This window comes from Paenibacillus marinisediminis (genome assembly GCF_054343325.1).
The window spans coordinates 595,081-617,768 of record NZ_JBTGUH010000002.1; the positions used below are offsets into that span (position 1 = coordinate 595,081).

General features: G+C 47.0%; 21 protein-coding genes. All 21 read right to left on the reverse strand.

All coding sequences use genetic code 11. The annotated features are described in order from the left end of the window. Positions 1 to 144: 144 nt before the first annotated feature. The 21 genes from ACXX53_RS08460 to dpsA all read right to left on the reverse strand — a co-directional run bounded on the left by ACXX53_RS08460 (position 145) and on the right by dpsA (position 22,627). Positions 145 to 1,410 carry a competence/damage-inducible protein A gene (locus ACXX53_RS08460; protein ID WP_458568185.1) on the reverse strand — a complete coding sequence of 422 codons (1,266 nt, stop codon included), beginning with the start codon at positions 1,408 to 1,410 and terminating at the stop codon, positions 145 to 147. A 265-nt stretch (positions 1,411 to 1,675) separates the two neighbouring features. Next, positions 1,676 to 2,254 (reverse strand): CDP-diacylglycerol--glycerol-3-phosphate 3-phosphatidyltransferase, encoded by a 579-nt coding sequence (gene pgsA, locus ACXX53_RS08465; RefSeq protein WP_458568186.1) that lies wholly within the window; start codon positions 2,252 to 2,254, stop codon positions 1,676 to 1,678. Next, complete coding sequence (gene rimO / locus ACXX53_RS08470; RefSeq protein WP_458568187.1) at positions 2,251 to 3,579, reverse strand: 30S ribosomal protein S12 methylthiotransferase RimO; 1,329 nt, start codon at positions 3,577 to 3,579, stop codon at positions 2,251 to 2,253. Before rimO ends, pgsA begins: the two co-directional genes overlap by 4 nt. Positions 3,580 to 3,806: 227 nt before the next feature. After that, complete coding sequence (locus ACXX53_RS08475; protein ID WP_458568188.1) at positions 3,807 to 4,295, reverse strand: YajQ family cyclic di-GMP-binding protein; 489 nt, start codon at positions 4,293 to 4,295, stop codon at positions 3,807 to 3,809. Between the two features lie 162 nt (positions 4,296 to 4,457). Then, positions 4,458 to 4,622, reverse strand: a complete 165-nt coding sequence (locus ACXX53_RS08480; RefSeq protein WP_458568189.1) for a hypothetical protein — start codon at positions 4,620 to 4,622, stop codon at positions 4,458 to 4,460. Positions 4,623 to 4,765: 143 nt separating this feature from the next. After that, positions 4,766 to 5,665: a helix-turn-helix domain-containing protein gene (locus ACXX53_RS08485; RefSeq protein WP_458568190.1), complete on the reverse strand. Its 900-nt coding sequence runs from the start codon at positions 5,663 to 5,665 to the stop codon at positions 4,766 to 4,768. A gap of 51 nt (positions 5,666 to 5,716) precedes the next feature. Continuing rightward, positions 5,717 to 6,481 carry a DUF3388 domain-containing protein gene (locus ACXX53_RS08490; protein ID WP_458568191.1) on the reverse strand — a complete coding sequence of 255 codons (765 nt, stop codon included), beginning with the start codon at positions 6,479 to 6,481 and terminating at the stop codon, positions 5,717 to 5,719. Between the two features lie 235 nt (positions 6,482 to 6,716). Beyond that, a complete protein-coding gene (locus tag ACXX53_RS08495) occupies positions 6,717 to 6,971 on the reverse strand; it encodes a DUF3243 domain-containing protein (protein WP_458568192.1) in 255 nt (84 codons plus the stop codon). A gap of 125 nt (positions 6,972 to 7,096) precedes the next feature. Continuing rightward, positions 7,097 to 7,843 (reverse strand): elongation factor P 5-aminopentanone reductase, encoded by a 747-nt coding sequence (gene ymfI / locus ACXX53_RS08500; protein WP_458568193.1) that lies wholly within the window; start codon positions 7,841 to 7,843, stop codon positions 7,097 to 7,099. 121 nt (positions 7,844 to 7,964) lie between these two features. Next, positions 7,965 to 9,245 (reverse strand): EF-P 5-aminopentanol modification-associated protein YfmH, encoded by a 1,281-nt coding sequence (gene yfmH / locus ACXX53_RS08505; RefSeq protein WP_458568194.1) that lies wholly within the window; start codon positions 9,243 to 9,245, stop codon positions 7,965 to 7,967. 5 nt (positions 9,246 to 9,250) lie between these two features. Further along, on the reverse strand, positions 9,251 to 10,534 hold the full coding sequence (gene yfmF / locus ACXX53_RS08510; RefSeq protein WP_458568195.1) for an EF-P 5-aminopentanol modification-associated protein YfmF: 1,284 nt from the start codon (positions 10,532 to 10,534) through the stop codon (positions 9,251 to 9,253). A gap of 167 nt (positions 10,535 to 10,701) precedes the next feature. Continuing rightward, the gene (gene sleB / locus ACXX53_RS08515; RefSeq protein WP_458568378.1) at positions 10,702 to 11,463 is read right to left on the reverse strand and encodes a spore cortex-lytic enzyme; all 762 of its coding nucleotides are present in this window, start codon (positions 11,461 to 11,463) and stop codon (positions 10,702 to 10,704) included. 79 nt (positions 11,464 to 11,542) lie between these two features. Then, positions 11,543 to 14,275, reverse strand: coding sequence for a DNA translocase FtsK (locus tag ACXX53_RS08520; RefSeq protein WP_458568196.1), 2,733 nt, complete (start codon positions 14,273 to 14,275; stop codon positions 11,543 to 11,545). Between the two features lie 199 nt (positions 14,276 to 14,474). After that, entirely contained in the window at positions 14,475 to 14,690 is a 216-nt protein-coding gene (locus tag ACXX53_RS08525; RefSeq protein WP_458568197.1) for a YlzJ-like family protein, read from the reverse strand. After that, entirely contained in the window at positions 14,687 to 15,523 is an 837-nt protein-coding gene (locus tag ACXX53_RS08530) for a ClpP family protease (RefSeq protein ID WP_458568379.1), read from the reverse strand. The genes ACXX53_RS08525 and ACXX53_RS08530 overlap by 4 nt, the downstream gene beginning before the upstream one ends. A gap of 244 nt (positions 15,524 to 15,767) precedes the next feature. Next, positions 15,768 to 17,444 (reverse strand): ribonuclease J, encoded by a 1,677-nt coding sequence (locus tag ACXX53_RS08535; RefSeq protein WP_458568380.1) that lies wholly within the window; start codon positions 17,442 to 17,444, stop codon positions 15,768 to 15,770. Positions 17,445 to 17,680: 236 nt separating this feature from the next. Further along, on the reverse strand, positions 17,681 to 18,571 hold the full coding sequence (gene dapA, locus ACXX53_RS08540) for a 4-hydroxy-tetrahydrodipicolinate synthase (RefSeq protein ID WP_458568198.1): 891 nt from the start codon (positions 18,569 to 18,571) through the stop codon (positions 17,681 to 17,683). Between the two features lie 71 nt (positions 18,572 to 18,642). Next, a complete protein-coding gene (gene dapG / locus ACXX53_RS08545; protein ID WP_458568199.1) occupies positions 18,643 to 19,860 on the reverse strand; it encodes an aspartate kinase in 1,218 nt (405 codons plus the stop codon). Between the two features lie 156 nt (positions 19,861 to 20,016). Next, positions 20,017 to 21,060: an aspartate-semialdehyde dehydrogenase gene (locus ACXX53_RS08550; RefSeq protein WP_458568200.1), complete on the reverse strand. Its 1,044-nt coding sequence runs from the start codon at positions 21,058 to 21,060 to the stop codon at positions 20,017 to 20,019. Between the two features lie 75 nt (positions 21,061 to 21,135). After that, a complete protein-coding gene (locus tag ACXX53_RS08555; RefSeq protein WP_458568381.1) occupies positions 21,136 to 21,732 on the reverse strand; it encodes a dipicolinate synthase subunit B in 597 nt (198 codons plus the stop codon). Further along, positions 21,722 to 22,627, reverse strand: coding sequence for a dipicolinate synthase subunit DpsA (gene dpsA, locus ACXX53_RS08560; protein WP_458568201.1), 906 nt, complete (start codon positions 22,625 to 22,627; stop codon positions 21,722 to 21,724). The genes ACXX53_RS08555 and dpsA overlap by 11 nt, the downstream gene beginning before the upstream one ends. Between the last annotated feature and the right edge of the window lie 61 nt (positions 22,628 to 22,688).

Consider the following 22,688-nt stretch of genomic DNA (forward strand, 5'->3'; position numbering starts at 1 on the left):
TCAGCCATATATTAGCACCCGGGTACATAAAGGAACCGCAACCGATGCATCCAAGCACGATTGCGGTTCCTCCGCTTCCGATCCACTATTAATTTATACCAATATACCATGAATCTTGACAGAAATCAACAGTTCGCCACGCTGCTACACTTGCTGCTTGCGCTCTTGCAGCCGCATCCAGATCCGATGCAGCAGCTTCTTCGCTGAGCGAAGACGAACCATCTCCCGATTCCCGTTAAGCTTTAATTCTTCCGTTACCGTTTCTTTGCCGCGCTCCGCAATTCCGATATAAACAAGGCCTGCCGGCTTGCGTTCCGATTGTCCAGGTCCCGCTACTCCTGTGATAGACACCGCAATATCGGTATCCATCAGCTTCATCAGACCATCCGCCATCGCTTTAGCTGTCTCCGCGCTTACAGCGCCAGGGGCATTCTCGCCCTCCAACGTCTCCCACGGCACACCCAGCAGCTGGTGCTTCAATGCATTGGAATACGATATGATGCCTCCATGAAACATAGCGGAGCTGCCTGGAACACTTGTGATGAGCTCTGACAGCAAGCCCCCGGTACAGCTTTCCGCCACAGCGAGCTTCAACCCCAGCGCGCTCATCTGCTCCACAATTACCTGCTCCAGCGACACATCTGCGGTAGCGAATATATGTTCATTCAGCCGCTCACGAATGACAGCTTCCATATGATTCAGCTTCGCTTCGGCAGCTGCGGCGTCATCGCTCTTCGTGGCCAATCGAATAAGCACTTCCCCTTCCTTCGCATATGGGGCGATCGTAAGATCTGTTTGAGCTTGAATCAAGTCTAACAATTTATTCTCCAGCAAGGACTCGCCAATACCCGCAAACTTCAGCATCCGCGTATATAGAGATTGACGCTCATGCAATACATTCCGTTCAAGCCAAGGAATAACCTTATGCTCGAACATAGGCTTCATCTCTTTAGGAGGACCCGGCAGCAAAATGTAAGCCGTACCTTCGTGCATCAGCGCATTGCCTACTGCCAGGCCGGCTTCATTATCAAGTGCATCTGAGCCTTCAATCCAATTGGCTTGCCGGCGGTTGCTTTCAACACGATGTGCGTTGCTATCCTTAAACAGTTTCTCAATATTGCGCATGGACGGCTCATGAATCACAAGCTGCCGTCCGAGCATTTCTGCCAGCACATCCTTCGTTAAGTCATCCATCGTAGGTCCAAGTCCGCCTGTAAGCAGCACGACATCCGCTCTTGATCCTGCTGTTTGAATGACATCCTTGATCCGATTTGGATTATCTCCAACAACCGTCTGATAATAAACATCAATGCCGAGCATCGCTAATTGTTGGGACAGATATTGAGCATTCGTATTCACAATTTGACCGAGCAGCAATTCTGTTCCAACCGCTATCATTTCCGCTTTCATCCTGTACAGCCTCCTATGTACTATCTGCATCCATGCCGCAGAGCATATAGTCTCTTCCGTTATATGATCCGATCGCATCATTTCGAAGGAGCAGAATTAGAATACTACGAAATGAATCCACATTAAAGCATATCGCACTAAAAAATTCTACTGATACTATTCCATGCTAAGCATTTATCCTAGCCTCTTCTTGGGTCGCAACAAAAAAATAGGTCCTTCCTTGCTAATGAAGGAGGAACCTATAATTTCTATTATCTAAGTAATATTACGAAAAATGGAGCAGATTCTTGTTCTTGACAAAGTAATCAATACCGGAATATACCGTGATGATAGCTGCGACCCATGTCGCAAAGACGTCAAACGGGAATCCGATTAACACAAACGGAAAATTGTTCAACAGCATGGCAATAATGGCCGTTATCTGGGTAGCTGTTTTCCATTTCCCCCATTTGCTCGCTGCAACCACTTTACCTTCCAGCAATGCGATTTGACGCAGACCTGTAATGGCAAATTCGCGGCTAATAATAATAACAGCGATTAATGCATCACACTTGCCCATCTCAACAAGTGAGATAAGCACCGCCGCTACAAGAAGCTTGTCCGCCAGCGGATCAAGCAGCTTGCCTAAGTTCGTTACCATCTTGCGGCTGCGAGCGATGTATCCATCTAACCCGTCTGTACTAGCCGCGATGATAAAGATAAGAGCAGCGATAATCTGATTAAACGTGATGTAGAAGTCACCGATTTGAATAGGAGGAAAGTAATCTGTATTCACCAACAGAAAGAACATCATAATGGGCACGAGAAAAATGCGCGCTAATGTAATCTTGTTCGCCAGATTCACTGTACACCCTCCCCGGCCAAGTCAAATTCAAGCGCGTGCGTGATTCTGACTTGTGCAATGTCTCCAATATTGCAAGTGGTGTTTGAAATAAATACTTCACCGTCAATTTCAGGTGCATCATAGTGGGAACGACCGATATAAACATCGTTTCTACCGTCGTAGCGCTCTACAAGTACAGGAATGACCTTGCCAATACGAGATTCACTCACACCCTTGGATACCTCGCGTTGAAGCTCCATCAATGTGTTTGCTCGCCATTCCTTCACATCTTCATCAATGTGATTCGGAAGGCGATGAGCAGGAGTATTGTCTTCATTCGAGTACGTGAATACACCTAATCGATCAAACTTTATCTCGCGCACGAAGTCGCACAGCTTATCGAAGTCTTCATCCGTTTCACCAGGGAACCCAACAATGATCGAAGTACGAATCGCAACATCCGGGATCCGATCACGAATCTTGCGCACTAATTCACGTGTATCGCGTTGACGCCCTGGACGACGCATCCGCTTCAGTACGGAATCTTCGCTGTGCTGCAGCGGCATGTCGATATATTTGCAAATTTCCGGATTATTCGCGATCATCTCAATCAGCTCATCGGAGAAGAAGCCTGGATAAGCATAGTGCAATCGTACCCATTCTACTCCTGGAACTTCACTAACCTTGTCCAACAGCTCTGGCAGCTTGAAGGAGTCATACAGATCCGTACCATAATTCGTAGAATCCTGTGCGATCAGGCTAATTTCCTTAACACCTTGTTCTGCAAGCTGTGTAACCTCAGCAATTATGGATTCCATCGTACGGCTTCTAAAGTTTCCGCGCATCGACGGAATGCTGCAGAATGTACAGTTGTTGTCGCAGCCTTCGGCAATCTTTACATATGCTGTGTAGCGCGCTGTAGTTACCTTCCGCGGCAACGCTTGTTCATAGTTAAACACTGGATTGCCCACATAATATGGCTTCTGACCAGCTAGAGCCTCTTCGACAATTGTCGTAATCTTGCCGAAATCACCCGTCCCAACAATGCCGTCAATCTCCGGCATTTCTTCTAGCAACTGCTCTTTATAGCGCTGCGTCAAGCATCCAGATACGATGAGCGCTTTGAGGTTAGCTGTCTCTTTAAGATCAGCGAGCTCCAATATCGTATTGACGGATTCTTCTTTAGCGGCGTCAATAAAACCACACGTATTAACGATAATGACGGTGGCGTCCTCTTCGTTCTCTACCAATTCATACCCTCGTTCGTGAATGAGACCTGACATAATCTCGGAGTCCACTAAGTTCTTATCGCAGCCTAATGTCACGACTTTAATCTTCTCTGTCATTCATACATCCCCCAAATATTGTAGCAGTAATAACCGTTGTGCCAGGTTCAGCATATTATCCTTGGTCCACTCTATCTCATCAAGTATAATACACCGATTACTCGATAGTCAAAAAGGAAAAACCCGGCTCCTCCTTCTCTACGTGATCAGAGAGGGGTATAGGATTATACCGGGTTTATAGTTAATTATCCTCCAACAAAAATACCTGCTTATATTGTAAGCAAATGTTAACGGAAGTTTGTGAATTGCAGGTCAAGCGGCAAATTAGCATCAAGCAAAAGCTTCATAACAGCCTGCAAATCATCTTTGCTCTTTCCTGTTACGCGGATCTGATCGCCTTGAATCTGGCTCTTCACTTTCAGCTTTGAATCTCGAATTAAGATATTGATCTTCTTGGAAATATCCTGTTCGATACCTTGCTTCAGTCTGACCCGCTGACGGACCGTGGCGCCTGATGCAGGCTCAAGCTTGCCAAAATCCATATTCTTGACGGAAACTCCGCGCTTAATCAGTTTGCCTTGCAGGATGTCAATCACACTTTTCAGCTTGTACTCATCATCTGACGCAATAACGAGTTCGTCCTTTTCAAGCTTAATCGAGCTCTTGCTGCCTTTAAAGTCAAAGCGTGTCTCAATCTCGCGTTCTGCTTGTGTAATCGCATTGCTTACTTCCTGCAAATCCGTTTTTGACACAATGTCAAAAGAGTTGTCTGCCATCCTACATTCCTCCCGAGAGAATGATCTATTATGTATAGTATAAGAAAAATTAGTTTCGAAGTACAATCTCAAGTTCAGCAATACATAGCACAAAGGCATTCTTATGCAGTTAAGACCTGCGATAAGAATGCCCAAGTACTGTTAAAGCCACGGCATCGGGATTTAGTATTTTCCACTGACTGGCGTACGAAACATATCCAGTATACCCAGTACGATCCACGCCACTCCAAATCCTACGATACCAAAGCCCCATGCGGTAGGTGTTAAATAATAGCCGAGTACGCTAACCACAATACCCACTGAAGTAATAATCCAACTCACTGCCATGTTACGACACCTCTCCTGCGTGTTGAGATTTATCGTTGCACGTATATTCTCCCCTCGCAGGAGTGGAATATTCCATGTGCTCTAGACAGTTATATTACCAGCGGTGGTCTTTGGCGGGCAGCTCTATTCAGCTGACTAAGGGATTATGGCGTAGTCGTACTTTGACCTTCTTGCAGCTTCTTCACATCTTCATATGGTTGCCATGTAATCATGATCTCTTTATTCAAACCTGTACCAAGATCGATTGCCTGTCCATTAATCGTCAACTTAGCACGTGTTGGGTTACCGAGCATCATGTACAGCCCATCCTTCGTCAGATCAATCTTTTGCTTATGGCCTTTATCGAAGTTGCCCGAAGCAACCTTTTCGCCACTCTTGTCTTTTAACTTGATGCTCATCCAGATCTCATCCGTCAATTCAAGCTCAAGAGGAACCGTCTTCCCTTCAGCCATCGAGAATACGATGCGATTCGGATCCTGTTGTACGACGATCGGATCCTGCACGACCTCTGGCTTAGGCTCCGGCTGCGGAGTTGGTGTGACAGTACCAGCATCTTTGCTGCCAGTATCTTCTTTCCCGCCTGGCTTATTAGGATTAACTTGGTCAGTAATACTGATCTCATCTGTATTACCTGCATTTTTGCCACTGTCATTGTTGTCTCTACTAACGATGAAGAAGTATATAATGACAATGATGAGTATGACAAACGACCACATGAGGATCGTAGTGGCCCATTTTCCAAAACGATCATTATGTTGAACAGAGCGCTTCTTCCGAACTAGCGGCTCAATCGTTTTCTCAGGTTCGGCTGTTGGTATGTCATTGCGGTAATATTGAAGAACGTCATCAGGATTCAATCCTACAGTCTCGGCATACGTCTTAACGAATGCGCGAACATAGAAAGAACCTGGCAACACCTTATAGTCCCCTTCTTCTATAGCTTCCAAATAGCGCTTGCGTATCTTGGTTGCTTCTTGAACATCATCTAATGACAGCCCTTTTTCTATACGGGCGCTTTTGAGCATCTGCCCTAATTCAGACACAATTTCACCTCCTACTTCTAATCATCTTGTCCAATATAACAGTATTACTTATTATAATTCGTTGTAATTAATGGTAAACGTATCGTAAGTTATTTCTTCCTCGGGAGAATTGCGGAGTTCAATTATATAATCAAAGAAATCATAATCATAGTGTGTTTCTCGAACAAATATATCCGGATGCTCTATGACTTTCGTCGAAGGCATATTCATAATCTCTTGAAGGAGCGCTTCATGCTTATCATTAGAACGAATAGTAGATACGATACCGTCAATGATAAAAACGTTCTGAGCGTTCATCTCTTCTTCCGACATCTGACTGCGAACTGTTTGACGCAGCAATGTAGACGAGACGAAGGTCCAGCGTTTCATAGCACAAACACTTCCGGCGATTATGGATTCCGTCTTGCCTACACGCGGCATACCGCGCAGGCCAATAACCTGATGTCCTTCATGCTTAAATATTTCCCCTAGAAAGTCAACCAGCAGTCCCAGTTCATCACGCGTGAACCGAAATGTTTTCTTATCATCAGAATCCCGTTCAATGTAGCGGCCATGTCGTACCGCCAATATATCAACTAACTTGGGTTGTCGCAGCGCGGAAACCGTGATGTTATCCACCTTCTGCAGCATCTGCCCCATTAGTCTAATCTTTTCATCATCATCCGTCTGAAGGAGCATACCTCTAGTCTTGCCTTCAACACCATTAATAGTCAAAATGTTGACTTCCAGCATACCTAGCAGTGATGCGATGTCGCCAAGCAGACCGGGACGATTCTTAGAAATCCTATATTCCATATACCATTGTTTGTACTCCATGACACACTCCCCATCTGCCCTCATCCGTTTCATTCTACAATACCCAGCTTGTAAAATCCACCGCTCATGTCGAATTATTGCCGTTTGTTACGCAATTGTAATCATTGGCTGTTTTATTACGGATAATAGGCATGGAATCGCACTCATTATATCAGGTTATGAGCATGTGTTCATATTTATTCAGAAAGAAACGCGGAAAGGAAGCCGTGTTTCGACTTCATCCGCAAGCCAATCCTTATGAGTTCTTTTCAGCTATTTTCACCATAAGTTTAGCAATAGTTTGACGGTCTTGTTCATCTCCGGCATCCCAAAGTTCCTTGACTGCTCTTTGTTGAGTATTTTGGGGGTCAATCTTTTCATCAAGGAAAGATCCTATTTCATAAGCAAGCTTTGCAATAGTCTCATCACTCATCCCCATACTCTTTGCATTTTTCACACGATCTCCAAGAAACTTCTTCCATCCATCGTAATTCTGTATCACAGATCCCATAAGAATCCTCCTTATTCCGCATGTATGACTTCGTTCTGACAATCGTAATATGTGCGGAAAAGGGCCAACTTATTCACCTTAAGTATCTGCGCTCATTTATTACCAGCAGTCAAATCAGGCTGCAGCTATACTTGCCAGCCCCCGCTCGGGCTGATGACTTGTCCCGTAATATAGCTGGATTCTGGCAGCGCTAGAAAATAAACAAGTGACGCAATATCCGCTGGCGTCCCCAAACGGCCGGCAGGGATCTCTTCTTCTAATGCACTGCGCTCCTCGCCATCCAGATGCCTGAGCATATCGGTATCGACAGCGCCTGGAGCTACGGCATTCACCGTCACACCGGAAGGCGCAAGCTCTTTCGCTAATGCCTTCGTAAACGCATTAATCCCGCCTTTAGCTGCAGAATACATCACTTCACATGATGCGCCCGTAATTCCCCACACAGACGACACATTAATGACACGACCATACTTCTGGCGTATCATATGCGGCACGAATAACTGAGTGGTAATAAAAGCTCCCTTTAAGTTGATCGCCATGCATTCATCCCACTCGTCCTCCGTCACATCCGTGAATAAGCCATAGTAGGAAGCTCCCGCATTATTAACTAATATGTCAGGTTGGAACCCTTCTGCCACGAGCTTATCATGCATGCGGGACAACTGCTCACGATCACGCAGATCTGCGCTGATCGTCATGACCTCGCAACCCAGATCTAAGCAGCGGCGCGCTACTTCATTCGCCGCTTCATGCGCTTGCATATAATGAATAACGATTCGCATTCCTTCTTGAGCGAATCGCTCTGCAATAGCTGCGCCTATACCTCTGCTTCCTCCTGTAATAAGCACAGTTGTGTCTGACAATGCCCTCATGATTGTCCTCCCCCACCGGTATTATGAACAGCTGTATTCCGCTGCATAAGCTTGTACAGCCGTTCTTGAGCCAACAGAAAGGCGCACCCCCTGAATACGAAGGTACGCCTTGTCATTATGGTTACGGCTGCTCCACGATCGATATCGCCAAGCGATCCCAATTAAAATGATCTCGCAGCCGTTCATGAATGTCTTTAAGTTGCAAGGACTCGTACACGGATAGTATAGCAAACAAATCCGTATCACGGAACTTGTATTTCGTGAATTCATTAGCAATTGCTTCAGGTGAGTTCAGCATGCGCAAGTATGATCCCATACGCTTGTTGCGAATTCGCTCGAACGCCTCCTGAGTAAAGCCCTCTTTCTTCTTATCGTCGATCGCCGCAACGACCGTACGTACGAGCTCATCCGGGTCTCTAGTCTCTCCGCCTATGATGGAGAACGAGTAAGCTGGATCGCAATTGTATTCATGACCGATGTTGTCGCTTGTCAATCCCGATTCATACAGGGATTGGGATAATGGTGAACTGCTGCCTAGCAGCAGGTCCATCATTATCTTCGTCGCCAGCTCCTGCTTCAGCAAGTCGATGCCCGTCTTTCCGCTCGGCTTCTCCTTGCATCCGAACAAGCACTTAGGCTGTGATACCGGCAGCTTTGTCACAAGCTTCTCTTGACGGACTTGATCCGGCTCTTCGTCGAAGAATCGCTCGATTCGTCCCTGTGCTTTATATGATTTCGCTGCTTGATTATCACGAACAAGCTTCATAATGGATTCCGGCTCAACGCCGCCAACGATAAACAGCATCATGTTAGAAGGATGATAGAACGTATGGTAGCATTCATACAGCGTATCCTTTGTTATCGTTTGAATAGATTCAACCGTGCCTGCAATGTCGATATAGATCGGATATTTGGCATACATGGCCTCGATCAGACCAAAATAAACCCGCCAATCCGCATTGTCGCGATACATATTAATTTCCTGTGCGATAATGCCTTTCTCCTTGTTCACACTCTCTTCCGTAAAGTACGGATGCTGTACAAAGTTGATTAAGGTCTGCAGGTTTTCTTCAATCTGATTCGTAGCCGAGAAGAGATACACCGTTCGATCGAATGTTGTAAAGGCGTTAGCTGAAGCACCTTGCTGCGCGAAAGAAGCAAAGATATCTCCTTCTGGCTCCTCAAACATCTTATGTTCAAGAAAATGAGCAATTCCATCCGGCACTTTTAGCTCTTCTTTACCTTCTACCTTAAAATGATTGTCTATAGAACCATATTTCGTCGAAAAGGTAGCATATGTCTTCTGGAAACCAGGCTTAGGAAGCACATACACATCCAATCCGTTAGGCATACGTTCATAATAGATCGATTCCTGCACCTTCGGATAATCACGTTTTTCCATGTTGGTCACCCCTCCCGATTCCGTAACACATATATCGTATCGAGATGGAACGTATTCGCAGCCACCTGGATCTGATCCGGCGATACTGCAGACAGTTCCTCGATCAAACTGGCCGTCGTGCGCTCTTTGCCAGACAACACACGATTGAAGTCAAAGCCGATCATTTCAAATGCAGAATCATCGATTTCTCGTAGCTGGTTCATGATCATCGCCTTCGTCTGGCTCAATTCCAATGCTTCAATCTTGCCTTGACGCAGCGCTTCAAGCTGCTCCTCGATAATCTTGGAAGCCTTCTCGATCAGGTCAAACTCGACGCCGGACTGAATCGTGCATATCCCTTTATGTCCGTCCAATCTTGACGAGGCATAATAAGCGAGACTGTTCTTCTCACGCACATTAATAAACAGCTTCGAGTGAGGATAACCGCCAAGTATGCCGTTGTACAGCAGCGCGGCTGGATATGCCGTATCATGATATGTGATCGTGGAGCGAAGCCCCATATTCAGCTTGCCCTGCGTCACATCTAGCTGATCGGTTACACGCTTCGGCTCGCCCGTTCCTGGTATTGCTAAAGAACGCGCATATTTGACTTCAGCCTGACGATCGACTTGAAAATGCTTCTTCACATATCCTTCGATCTGTTCTAATGTGGTATCACCAATCACATATACATCGATGCAAGCATTCTGCAGCCACCATTTATACTTCTCATACAGCTCTTCTGCCTCGATACTCGCCAGCTCTGTGCGATCACCCAGCGGGTGCAGACGGTAAGGCTCATTCGCGCACATCTCCTCGATGCATCGTTCCTGAGCATAGCGTATCTTATCATTCACGATCGCTTCCAGCCGCTTGCGTACGGTTTCCTTTTCTTCCTTCACATACTTATTTAGAAAATGTCCTTCTGCGAGCGCTGGATCGGTAACTGCATTTCCGATGAAACGAATACCCTGTTCTAATAACGAGTCAGAAGTCGGTACAAAGGCATCGTTAATAATATCCATACGAAATTGAATAATCTGATAATCGCCGCGTTTATAAACGTCAAATCCGAATCCAGCACCATAAAGCTCATCTAACCGTTCGCGGAATTGAATCGTTTCCGGTAAAGAGGAGGTACCTCTTCTTAAGACGAAGGGCGTCAACCCAATCGGTGTAACCGTTTCCTCCTGCAGCGGAATTCCGATATATACTGAGATTGCAAATGTCTTGAAGCGTGTAGTTGGCTTCACATGCAGACGGATTCCGTTTACATTGCCTCTTTCAAATCCAGGTGCGCTAGTTGTCACATCACATGACTCCTTTTCCCCGTATCGGACGAAAGTCTCGCACGATTCACGGTTATTATCCGATATATATGCATTCGGTCAAGCGGTCAATCTCATTTAGAAAAAAGGAAGAAGCATACGGATGAATTCCGCCGCTTCTTCACTTTCACTTCGATTAATCGGTCAGTTTACATACAGAATATATGCTTGCCGATCGTCTTCACCTGCGGTCTTGTCCAGATCCATTCCGAAGTAGCCGTTTCCGGATTAAAATAGTACAAGCATCCGTTCGTTGGGTCCCAACCATCGATAGCAGCCTCGACTGCTTGACGCGCTTTTTCATTCGGTGTTAGCCAGATCTGTCCATCTGCGACAGCCGTAAAAGCGCGAGGCTGAAAAATTACACCGGATACGGTGTTTGGAAAGCTCGTCGACTTCACACGATTAAGGATAACAGCCGCTACTGCAACCTGCCCTTCATAAGGCTCACCGCGCGATTCGCCATAAACAGCGTTGGCCATCAGCTTAATGTCATTTTCTGAGTAGCCTTTACTTGCGGCATTGCTAGCATCCTTTGATGGTTTGGATGTGTCAGAACTAGGAGGCTTTGAACCTGCAGCTGTTTCGTTAGGCTTCCAATTTTTCGTTGCATTGTACAGCTTATTCTTCGTTTTGGAGCCGACGATTCCGTCTGCCTTCATTCCGAATTCGGATTGGAACCACTTCACAGAATCAAGTGTCTGAGATCCGTATACACCGTCTACCTTGCCATAAAAATAGCCCAGATACTTAAGACGGCCTTGCAGTTCAGTTACGTCCTGACCCTTGGAGCCGTATTTTAACGTTGCACTACTGAACGTTGTTACCGTATCGGACATGTGCTTCCATTGATATGCTCCGAATAAAATGAGCAACAAGCACAACGTAATACCTATCATCCGTTTTCTCATCATGTCATGTCTACCTTTCTGCTGCAGTTTTAACAGGATTGGCAACATTATTATGAGATAACGGTAATCTTTCTATTCATTAGGAAGTCATCTTCATCTGCTGATACTGATCCCACGACATTAATACTTCACGAGGACGGCTGCCATCCGGTGGACCAACGATACCATTCATCTGCATCGTTTCAATCAATCGGCTGGCTCGGTTATAACCGACCCGAAGCCTGCGCTGAAGAAGTGAGGCGGAAGCTTGCTGTCCTTCAAGAACGATCTGTACAGCCTGCTCATATAGATCGTCTACAGGTTCATCATTCATGGCGCTGTTATCATCTATCTCCGGCACAAAATCCTCATCGTATTCTGCGGAACCTTGATCGCGGCAGTAACTGACGATCGTTTCCACCTCCTCATCAGAGAGGAATGCCCCCTGCACACGAGTAGGCTTGGATGAACCCATCGGCAGATACAGCATATCGCCTCGACCTAGCAGCTTCTCCGCACCTGCCATATCCAGAATCGTGCGTGAGTCGACTTGAGAAGATACGCCAAATGCGATTCGTGAAGGAATGTTGGCTTTAATAACACCCGTAATAACATCCACAGAAGGACGCTGCGTAGCGATAATAAGATGAATACCTGCCGCGCGAGCCATCTGAGCTAGACGAGTGATGGCATCCTCTACATCGTTTGCAGCTACCATCATGAGATCCGCAAGCTCGTCCACTATGACGACGATGTAAGGGAGCACCAGTTCCTTGTTCTCTTCTACCAGCTTATTGTAGCCTTCGATGTTGCGCGTACCTGACTTGGAGAACAACTCGTATCGCTTCTCCATCTCGACAACGATCTTGCGCAGAGCAAGTGACGCTCTTCGCGGATCGGTAACGACTGGTGCGAGAAGATGCGGTATGCCGTTATAAACATTCAACTCAACCATCTTCGGATCGACCATGAGAAACTTCACTTCGTCCGGCTTCGCCTTATACAGAATGCTTGCAATGATTCCATTGATGCATACCGACTTACCGGAACCTGTAGCACCCGCTACAAGCAAGTGAGGCATCTTCGCTAGGTTGCCTACAATCGGAGTACCTGATATATCTCGTCCTAATGCGATCGTTACCTTGGACGAAGCTTCGGTGAATACCGACGTTTCCATCACCTCACGCATCGTAACGACGGATACTTCATTGTTTGGAACCTCAATACCGATTGCCGATTTGCCTGGAATCGGCGCTTCCATCCGGATATCCTTCGCGGCTAACGCTAGTGCGATATCATCTGACAAGCTGACAATCCTACTAACCTTAACGCCGATGTCCGGTTGAATCTCGTACCGAGTTACCGCAGGACCTCTAACGACCTGCAGCACCTTAGTCCGTACACCGAAGCTCTCAAGTGTTGCTTCCAGCTTGCGAGCAGTCTGCATATAATCCGCTTGATCCCCGCCCTTACCGCTGCCTTGCGGTTTAGACAGCAGTTGGAACGTAGGCAATTTATAGGGCTTGACTGGCTTCTTCGGAGGCTCAGGCAGCGTCTCATTTGCATGCTGAGCAGCTATTCCATCCTGCGTTGCGTCTTCCGAAGACTCCTTATCACCGGATTCCAGATCAGGACTATCTACATCAGCAGCTCCATGATCGGAGTTGCCATCTCGGTTCGAATGATGCATATGCCAGTCTTCGTCAATATCATCTGCCATGTCAGAGTCATTATGCTCATTCAGCCAGCTTCCAGATTGCTGTTCTGCCGTGAAATCATGGAACATCGGCTCAGACGCTTCTGCCGTCTGACCTGCCAACAGCGATGCAGCAGCACTTGAAGTGCCTGCTGCTAGCGAGGCTTGCCTACTGGCGGAAGCATGACCAGCGTGAGGGCTGTCCGACGTATCATCTGTTGAAATTTCTTGCCATTCCGCTTCCAGACTATGACCTCGCTTACGCTTGCTGCGTGAAAGCTGACCTGACCGCTGATCCGACCACTCATCGTCAGTATCCTCCAACTCTTCTTCTTGCTGTACCGTTTTCCTCGACCCAAACAGTTGGAAAAACACCGGTGTCTTAGACGGCTTTCTTGGCGGTCCATTCTCATCATCATCTTCAGAATAATCTGGAATAGACGCCGCCTTAGGTTTGCGTCCAGTCTTGCTTGTCTCTTCCAACTTCCGCTCGTTCTGACGTGCCTTGCGTTTCTTACGCACTAGCACAGTAAACTTCTTGATCTGTGCCCGTATAAGCCTTCCCAGCTCCACATATGATAGCTGCGCGGCCAACATGAAGCCGATGATGAGCAGCACAATAATGAGCAGCTTAGTACCTAGTGCGCCAAACAGAGAAAACAAAAGACTATAGAGCATCGCGCCTATGTATCCGCCGCTGATGTCTTTATTCCACATGTCGCTCGCGGTGCCGGTTTCCGCTGCTTGGAGCAGCTCTGTCTTTAACGTATTATGTATAGCTTGAAATATTTGTCCTCCACTTGGATCATTCGATACTGGCAATAGCCGCATTTCAACCGCGTTCATCGTACTCATCATTGTGAATGCCAGAACGATGCACAGCAGTCCTGTTTGGCGAGCGTTCCAGCTTGACGGCCACTTACGCTTAATCATCACAGCCAGGCCCACATAGATAAAGATTAACGGAATTACAAAGTAGAATTTGCCGAGAATCAATCCAAATAGCTTGGACAACGCACGTCCGAAGGCTGCTCCACCAGATAAAGCGATAACGGAGCACGTGATTAGCAAGATACCGTATATTTCATATTTCAGGCTCTTGCTAAACGATTGTTTCTTACGTTTTCTTCGGGCCAACTGTTGTCACCTCCAACGGTCATTATACCACAGAACAACCGTTCTATCTATCCGCTCAAACACTTGAGATCAACACTCATACAAGTTCCACATCCTACTGTCTGATTCCTCTTTCGCGATTACCGAACCCTCCGTCAAACCGTAAAAATCAAAAGAAGACGTACAACATGGGCTCCATGAAATACGTCTTCCTATATGGCTAATTTATCGGCATAATCTTGCCTGGTTGATAGGCTTCATCCAAATAGTCGTTCATGCAGACTGCTTGTACCAGCCGTTCTATTCGAACCTCTGAGACGGATATTCTCTCCACTAGCAGCGTTCTCCCCTGCCACTGCATCTCAACTAAGTTCGTATACTCTGTATTATATCCTTGCAATACCGCCTCTAATGGCATCGTGGTATACAGCGTCATATTGGCATCCCTCCATTGCCGATTAGTCCTGGCGGCTGTGGCTGCGGTTGCGGCGGCAGTTGTGGCTGGAACGGCGGTGCAGGCGGTGGAATAAATCCTGCTGCGCGTCTCTGCTCGATCAACCGATTCATATGAGCCAGCGCACTGCCTAATCCTCCAACCTCGTCAATGAGCCCCACACGTGCTGCTTCTGGTCCAATTAATGTCGAACCGATGTCGCGCGTCAGTTCACCCGTCTTGAACATAAGTGACTTAAAGGTTTCTTCTGATATGTTGGAATGGCTGACTACAAAGCGTACAACCCGCTCCTGCATTTTATCCAAATAATCAAATGTTTGTGGAACCCCAATAACTAAGCCCGTCAAGCGAATAGGATGAATCGTCATCGTCGCCGTTTCCGCAATAATCGAAATCTTCGATGAAACAGCAATCGGTCCGCCAATGCTATGCCCTCCGCCCAAAACGAGCGTCACTGTCGGCTTGCTGAGAGAGGCGATCATTTCAGCTATAGCCAAGCCTGCTTCAACATCACCTCCAACAGTATTCAAGATGACCAGCACACCCTCGATACGCGGATTTTGTTCAGCAGCCACTAGTTGAGGGATGATGTGCTCATATTTAGTCGTCTTGTTCTGCGGGGGCAGGATCATATGCCCTTCCACTTGACCAATAATGTTGAGACAGTAAATATTTGACTCGGTCACATTAGGAATAGATGCTGTTCCGAACTGCTGAATAGCTTGTACCGCTGGTGGAGTTTTATCGGTATTAGGCAGATGCTGCGGAGCAATAGGCTCTTCATTCCGAAAAGTTTGATTGGGATGTCTCGTCATCGGAGCATCTGAGACACGATTCTGCGTGTAGCTATTATTCCATCCTTGCATATTATTCACAAGATTTCCTCCATTCTGTACCATAGCCAAGCATACTGTCTCATAGTTTGTACATCCCCCCTCTTCCATATGCGAATATTTTTCCATACATGTAGAAAGCCCCTGCTCTCAAGGAGCAGGGGCTAAGTGACGGTGACTAGATCGCGACCATAGGTCACACTTCTAAATTGAGTTCTGAATCTAACTATACTTCCATAATTATAGGAAGGATCATTGGACGACGGCGAGTTTGTTCATACAAGAACCGACCCAAAGCGTCCTTTACATGCGTCTTCAATGACGCCCATTCGTTCACGTTTTCGCTCATCAACCGGTGCAAGGTTGATGAAACGATGCGGTTGGCTTCATCAAGCAGACCTTCTGATTCGCGTACATATACAAATCCTCGGGAGATGATGTCAGGACCAGACAAGATCGTGCCGTCTTGCTTGCTCAACGTAACGACAACAACCAGAATGCCATCCTGCGACAGCAGCTTGCGGTCACGTAATACGATGTTGCCTACATCACCTACACCCAGCCCATCGATAAGGACGTAGCCAGAAGGTACTTTGGAGCCTCGGCGCGCAACGCCGTTTTGGATCTCGATAGTGTCACCGATATCCGTTATAAAGATATTCTCACGTTCAATTCCTACATCCTCAGCTAATTTCGCATGGTGACGAAGCATGCGATATTCACCGTGAATTGGGATAAAGTATTTAGGACGTATCAGATTCAACATCAGCTTAAGTTCTTCTTGGCTTCCGTGACCAGATACGTGTACGCCTGTACTAGATCCGCCGTATATGACATTCGCACCTAAGCGGAACAATTCATCCACTGTGCGACCTACATATTTCTCGTTGCCTGGGATTGGCGTTGCCGCGATGACGACGGTGTCACCTGGCAATATATCAACTTTACGATGCGTAGAGCGAGCCATTCTTGTCAAAGCGGACATCGGTTCACCTTGACTACCTGTGGACAAGACTACAACGCGATCTGCTGCCATCTTATTTACTTCTTCCGGCTCAATGAGCATGCCGTCCGGAATGTTAAGATAACCGAGCTCCGAAGCAATCGTGACGACGTTCACCATGCTTCGACCTACTACAGTCAGTTTGCGGTTTGTTGCATGTGCGGCTTCAATTACCTGCTGTACGCGGTGGATGTTAGAAGCGAAAGTCGCAACTACGACACGCTGCTGAGCTTTGCGGAATATGTCCTCCAGCACAACCCCCACGCTGCTTTCCGACGGTGTGAAGCCTGGACGTTCTGCGTTCGTACTGTCAGACAACAGTGCGAGAACGCCCTTCTTACCGATCTCAGCCATGCGCTGAAGATCAGCATATTGTCCGTTTACCGGTGTGTGATCAAACTTAAAGTCGCCAGTATGTACAACGACGCCTTCAGGTGTTTCGAGACACACACCCACGGAATCTGGAATTGAATGGTTTGTTTTGAAAAAGCTTGCTGTTATAGATCCTAGCTCTACTTCTGAATCTGCATTAATAAGAATACGCTTCGTTTCACCGAGTAAATTCGCTTCGCGCAGCTTGCTCTCTATTAGTCCAAGCGTCAGTCGAGTACCGTATACAGGTACATTCAGATGCTTGAGTACATAAGGCAATCCGCCAATATGATCCTCGTGTCCGTGAGTAATGACAATTCCTCTTACTTTATCACGATTCTCAGTCAAGTACGAAATATCTGGAATGACGATATCTATACCGAGCATGTCTTCTTCGGGAAATTTCAAACCTGAATCAATAACTACAATATCGTTACCATATTGAACAACGTACATGTTCTTTCCGATTTCACCTACGCCGCCCAACGCAAATATAGACAATTTATCCGAGTTGTTCTTCTTCGACAATGTCAATCATAACCTCCTGTATTCAGTTGGCCGTCGTACCAATGAACATCTTTCATAATTTTAAATATACCGCACCCAGTCACTTGTAAATCATTATACATGAACAAATGGAAAAAACACAAGTCGGCGTTTTACTTACAAGTTAACGTCTCCTAAAAACAAACCGCCGATGCAGTGTCGCATCGGCGGTTAAATAGCAGCTATTATAAGGCAATTGCCTATTATTCACGGAGAATTTATTTTAGATAATCAGCCATCAATTCGCGTATAAATTGCTGTTCGGAAGCAGAGGCATCTACCAGTGGCAAACGAACACCGCCAACCGGATACCCTGTTAAAGATAATGCATATTTGACAGCAACCGGGTTCGGAACAGGGTGCGGAGCTTCAAACAAACCCTTGAATACAGGGTACAGCTTGAAATTCAACACTGAAGCCTGCTGCGCACGACCTTCCACGTAATGCTGAATCATTTCTTTCATGTTTGCGCCGATCACATGAGACGCCACGCTGACTACACCATAAGCACCAACACTAAGTGCAGGCAATGTCGCTGAATCATCTCCAGTGTATACGCGGAACGATTCAGGAGCACGACCAGCAATTAGGCACACTTGTTCAATGGAGTGACATTCTTTTGTAGCGACAATATTAGACACTTCATGAGCCAGACGAAGCGTGGTATCCACACTGATGCTGCTTCCAGTGCGTCCTGGCACGTTATACAGCATAATCGGCAGCGATGTCGATTGAGCAATCGCCTTGAAATGCTGAACCATTCCTTCCTGACTCGGTTTGTTATAATAAGGCACAACAAGCAATACACCGTCAACACCTGCCTGCTCAGCCAGCTTCGTCAGATGAATCGAATGCGCAGTATTGTTGCTTCCCGTACCCGCGATAATCTTAGCGCGTCCATTGCTCTTCTCGACTGTAAAACGGAACAGTTCGACTTTCTCTTCATCGGTCAGCGTTGGTGCTTCACCAGTCGTCCCGCTGACAACGAGTGCATCACTCTTCTGATCCTCAATAAGATGATCAATCAATCGCTCAGTTTCCGACCAATTGATTGTTTGATCGGCATGAAACGGCGTGACCATCGCCGTAATCAATCTCCCGAAATCCACAATTAAGCCCTCCCTGTTCATTGCGGTACGAACACATGGCATTACCGCAGTTATTCCTTCTTCATTACTCGTTAACGATTAAGCTCGAACTTGGTATGCAGAGCCCGCAGCGCGCGAACCATATCTTCCTTGCGCACCAGCACCCATATCGTCGTATTGGAATCAGCAGATTGAAGAATCTGAATCTCTTGCTTCGTCAACGCTTCTACAATGTGAGCCATGATGCCTGGCACACCGTTCATACCGCCGCCAATAACCGATACCTTGGCACATCCCGATAATGATTTTGGTGAATATCCCATTTCGTTCAGAACTTCCAACGCCTTATCGGCATCTGCATCGAATACCGTATAAACTGCCCCTGAAGGGGTAACATTAATAAAGTCAACACTGATCTGGTTGTGTGCCATCGCTTTGAACACATTTAACTGCAAGTCATCCGCCCCGTCTTGAGCGCTAACCGTTATCTGTGTCACATTGCTAACATACGCAATACCGGTGACAAATCGATCAAAGATCCCTTTTGTTTGATCACGAAAGCCTTCAGGGTGCGTAACTAGCGTTCCTTCGTCATCACTAAAGGTAGATCGTACGCGCACAGGTACATTGGCCTGCATCGCAATCTCTATAGCCCGCGGATGTATAACCTTAGCACCATGGTAAGCCATGTTGCAAATTTCCGCATAGCTAACGATATGCAACGGCTTAGCATCCTCAACAATACGAGGATCAGCCGTTAATATGCCGTTCACATCAGTGTATATGTCAACGATCTCTGCATGAAGCGCTGCGCCTAATGCGGTAGCAGAAGTATCGCTGCCTCCGCGGCCGAGCGTCGTAAAGTCACCCTGCTCCGTTTGACCCTGGAAGCCGGTTACGATAACAACCTGATTATGTTTCCATGCAGCAATGACCCGCTCCGGACGGATATCCAGAATACGGGCATTTCCATAATGATCATCTGTTTTAAAGCCGGCTTGTGCGCCTGTGAGCACGGTTGCAGATATGCCTTCCGCTTGCAGCAAGCTGCACAGCGTCGTCGCAGAAATAATCTCACCGCAGCACAGCAGTAAATCCTGCTCCCGCGCAGGCAACTGGTCTCCATTTTGACGAACCCAATCCAGCAATGTATCTGTCGCATAAGGTTCACCTTTACGCCCCATAGCCGATACAACGACAGCAAGCTGGTAGCCTTCAGCCAGTTCACGACGAATATGTTGAATTACTTTTGCTCTGTTTTCTGATGTCGATAAGGAAGTACCACCGAACTTTTGAACTAATATACGCATCTAATGTTTCCCCCAACCTAAAAAGACTGACTGCCAGAACAAAGCATTGCTATATAGAGCTGCCATGGACGGCAGCAGTCCAGCTTCAAGTATGCATCGATAAGAAAAGATTCTTACCGAAAGAAAAAGGCAGGAGCTTCCCTGCCTGTCTTCTGACTATTCTTGACGTTCCGCTGCAATATGCTCAGCAATCTGCACAGCGTTCCATGCAGCACCCTTGAGCAAATTATCGGACACGATCCACATGTTCAACGCTCGCGGATGGTCAAGATCTCGGCGCAAGCGGCCGACGAATACATCCTTCTTGCCAGCAGCATCAGTAGCCAATGGATAAGCCTGATTGGACGGATCATCAACCACAGTGATACCAGGAGCCTTCTCCAATAGCTCGCGAACTTCCTGCAGATCGAATTCTTCTTTTAATTCTACGTAAAGCGACTCGGAGTGTCCATATACGACAGGGATACGCACGCATGTCGCAGTCACTTGAATCTTGTCGTCGCCCATAATTTTTTTCGTTTCGTTAATCATTTTCAGCTCTTCATTTGTAAAGCCGTTTGCATCGAACTTATCAATCTGCGGAATAGCATTAAATGCGATCTGATGCTTTACAGGCAAAGACGATACAGGAAGGATGTCAGCCTCCACATGGCGGCCTTCGAGCGCTTCCTTCGTCTGACGCAGCATCTCATCGATTGCACGAGCGCCAGCTCCTGAAACAGCTTGGTAAGTGGAAACAATAATGCGTTCGAGACCATAACGGTCTTGCAGCGGCTTCAGCGCGGCAACCATCTGGATCGTCGAACAGTTAGGATTGGCAATGATGCCGTTATGTTCACGAATCTTCTCAGGGTTAACCTCTGGTACAACCAATGGTGTATTCGGGTCCATTCGGTAAGCGCTAGTGTTATCAATACATACTGCGCCTCGTTCAGCTGCAGCAGGACATAACGCCTTGCTCACGTCTCCACCTGCGCTGAACAGCGCAATGTCTACGCCGTCGAAGCTTTCAGGACGTGCTTCCTCTATTGTATATTCTGCCCCGTTAAACTCAATCTTCTTGCCTGCTGAACGAGCAGAAGATAACAGCTTCAGTTTATTGATTGGGAATTGACGCTCCGCGAGCAGCTTCAAGATCTGTTCCCCTACTGCTCCTGTGGCACCAACTACTGCTACATTAAACCGCTTTTGATTCGTCATCTGTCGTTTCTCCCCTCTATTGCGCCTTGGAGCGTAAAGAGCGTGAATCTGTACGATCACGCTCCGCTCCGTAAGTCATTTATACTGAAAGCGTTCGATGAGCATCGGCTGGAGCTGTTTGCCCTCAAGTGCCGCTGCACACGCTTCAGGAATCAAATCCATTCTGGCAACAAGTGAATTCGGCTTCTGTACCGGATTATCCTGACCAAACGGAACGAAATAAATATGCTTCATAATGAGCAGCTTCGCAATGTTGGCAGCATTCAATCCGAGCCCATCATTCGTGGAAATCGCAAGAACTAACGGCCGCTGGTTGCGCATCTGCGCCTTCGCCGCCATAAGCACCGGTCCATCCGTCATCGCATTAGCGAGTTTGCTCGTTGAATTGCCCGTACACGGCGCAATCACAAGTACATCAAGCAGTTTAGACGGCCCAAGCGGCTCGGCTTCAACAATTGTAGAAATCATATCATTACCTGTTATATCTTTCAACTGCTTTTGCCAATGAGCGGAAGTACCAAAACGAGTGTCTGTCGTCATGATTGTGTGTGATACAATCGGTATTACTCTGGCACCAAGGTCAACAAAACGTTGAATCTGAGGCATAACCTCGTCAAATGTACAATGAGAGCCTGTAAGCGCATAGCCCACCGTAATTCCGTTAAAGTTCATGGTCATTCCCTCGATTCTGCATAGATTCCAGCAAGAGCCGGCTAATGCTGTTCGCGAGAATACGACCTGCAGTTTTCGGAGCTACGATACCAGGAAGACCGGGTGCGAGCATTGCTTTAATTCCACGCTTCTCCGCAAACCGAAAATCGGTGCCGCCCGGCTTCGAGGCCAGATCGATTAGCACCGCGCGGTTCGGCATCTGAGCAATGACCTGCGCTGTGACTATCATAGTCGGTATCGTATTAAAAAGCAAGTCGATATTTGACACGCTCTGCGCCAGCTCGCGCAAATAAAACGGCTTAAATCCCATTTCAGAAGCTCTTGCAAAATGCTCATCTCTACGAACTCCGATTCTGACATTCGCCCCTAATCCCAGCAATGTCCGAGCTAACGTAAAGCCAGTTCTTCCCATCCCGAGAACGATAATATCTGAACCATGAAGTGTAATGTCCGTGTGCTGAATAGCCATCATAAGCGCGCCTTCAGCTGTAGGGATCGAGTTGTAAATGGCAACATCGTCTCTCTCAAACAGTTCGATCAGCCGAATTCGATGCTTTGCGCATAATTTACTGAGGTAAGGCTTCGACATCCCCGTAAACACAAGACACTCCTTAGGCAATGCTGCTACATGCTCTTCCGTAAGCGTCAGCTCTTCTGACGTAAATATCGCGTGAACGCGCCCGTTATCATCGGTTCCAACGGCTGGCAGCACGAGAGCGTCAGCTTTCGCCAGCAGCTCTGGGGACAGTGGCTGTCGCTGAACGCCATGATAAGGATTTGACAGTTGGTCAAATCCGACTAGTGTGACGCTGGCATCCATCTCCGCCAGCTTCTGAAACATTTCCAACTGCCGAGCGTCTCCGCCTATGAACACAACATGAATTCCGGTTAACATGTTCGCCGTTCTCTCCTTTCTCCATGGTCTGACACGTATACATCATCTTATGCAGCCGCCT

Excerpts from the sequence above, each read along its gene's own strand:
- ACXX53_RS08530 (WP_458568379.1), bottom strand. The coding sequence starts at position 15,523 with ATGACGAGACATCCCAATCAAACTTTTCGGAATGAAGAGCCTATTGCT.
- ACXX53_RS08525 (WP_458568197.1), bottom strand. The coding sequence starts at position 14,690 with ATGACGCTGTATACCACGATGCCATTAGAGGCGGTATTGCAAGGATAT.
- dapG (WP_458568199.1), bottom strand. The coding sequence starts at position 19,860 with ATGCGTATATTAGTTCAAAAGTTCGGTGGTACTTCCTTATCGACATCA.
- dpsA (WP_458568201.1), bottom strand. The coding sequence starts at position 22,627 with ATGTTAACCGGAATTCATGTTGTGTTCATAGGCGGAGACGCTCGGCAG.
- sleB (WP_458568378.1), bottom strand. The coding sequence starts at position 11,463 with ATGAGAAAACGGATGATAGGTATTACGTTGTGCTTGTTGCTCATTTTA.
- ACXX53_RS08550 (WP_458568200.1), bottom strand. The coding sequence starts at position 21,060 with ATGACGAATCAAAAGCGGTTTAATGTAGCAGTAGTTGGTGCCACAGGA.
- ACXX53_RS08475 (WP_458568188.1), bottom strand. The coding sequence starts at position 4,295 with ATGGCAGACAACTCTTTTGACATTGTGTCAAAAACGGATTTGCAGGAA.
- ymfI (WP_458568193.1), bottom strand. The coding sequence starts at position 7,843 with ATGAGGGCATTGTCAGACACAACTGTGCTTATTACAGGAGGAAGCAGA.
- yfmH (WP_458568194.1), bottom strand. The coding sequence starts at position 9,245 with ATGGAAAAACGTGATTATCCGAAGGTGCAGGAATCGATCTATTATGAA.
- rimO (WP_458568187.1), bottom strand. The coding sequence starts at position 3,579 with ATGACAGAGAAGATTAAAGTCGTGACATTAGGCTGCGATAAGAACTTA.
- ACXX53_RS08460 (WP_458568185.1), bottom strand. The coding sequence starts at position 1,410 with ATGAAAGCGGAAATGATAGCGGTTGGAACAGAATTGCTGCTCGGTCAA.
- ACXX53_RS08480 (WP_458568189.1), bottom strand. The coding sequence starts at position 4,622 with ATGGCAGTGAGTTGGATTATTACTTCAGTGGGTATTGTGGTTAGCGTA.
- ACXX53_RS08555 (WP_458568381.1), bottom strand. The coding sequence starts at position 21,732 with ATGAACTTTAACGGAATTACGGTGGGCTATGCGCTTACAGGCTCTCAT.
- ACXX53_RS08495 (WP_458568192.1), bottom strand. The coding sequence starts at position 6,971 with ATGGGATCTGTGATACAGAATTACGATGGATGGAAGAAGTTTCTTGGA.
- ACXX53_RS08490 (WP_458568191.1), bottom strand. The coding sequence starts at position 6,481 with ATGGAGTACAAACAATGGTATATGGAATATAGGATTTCTAAGAATCGT.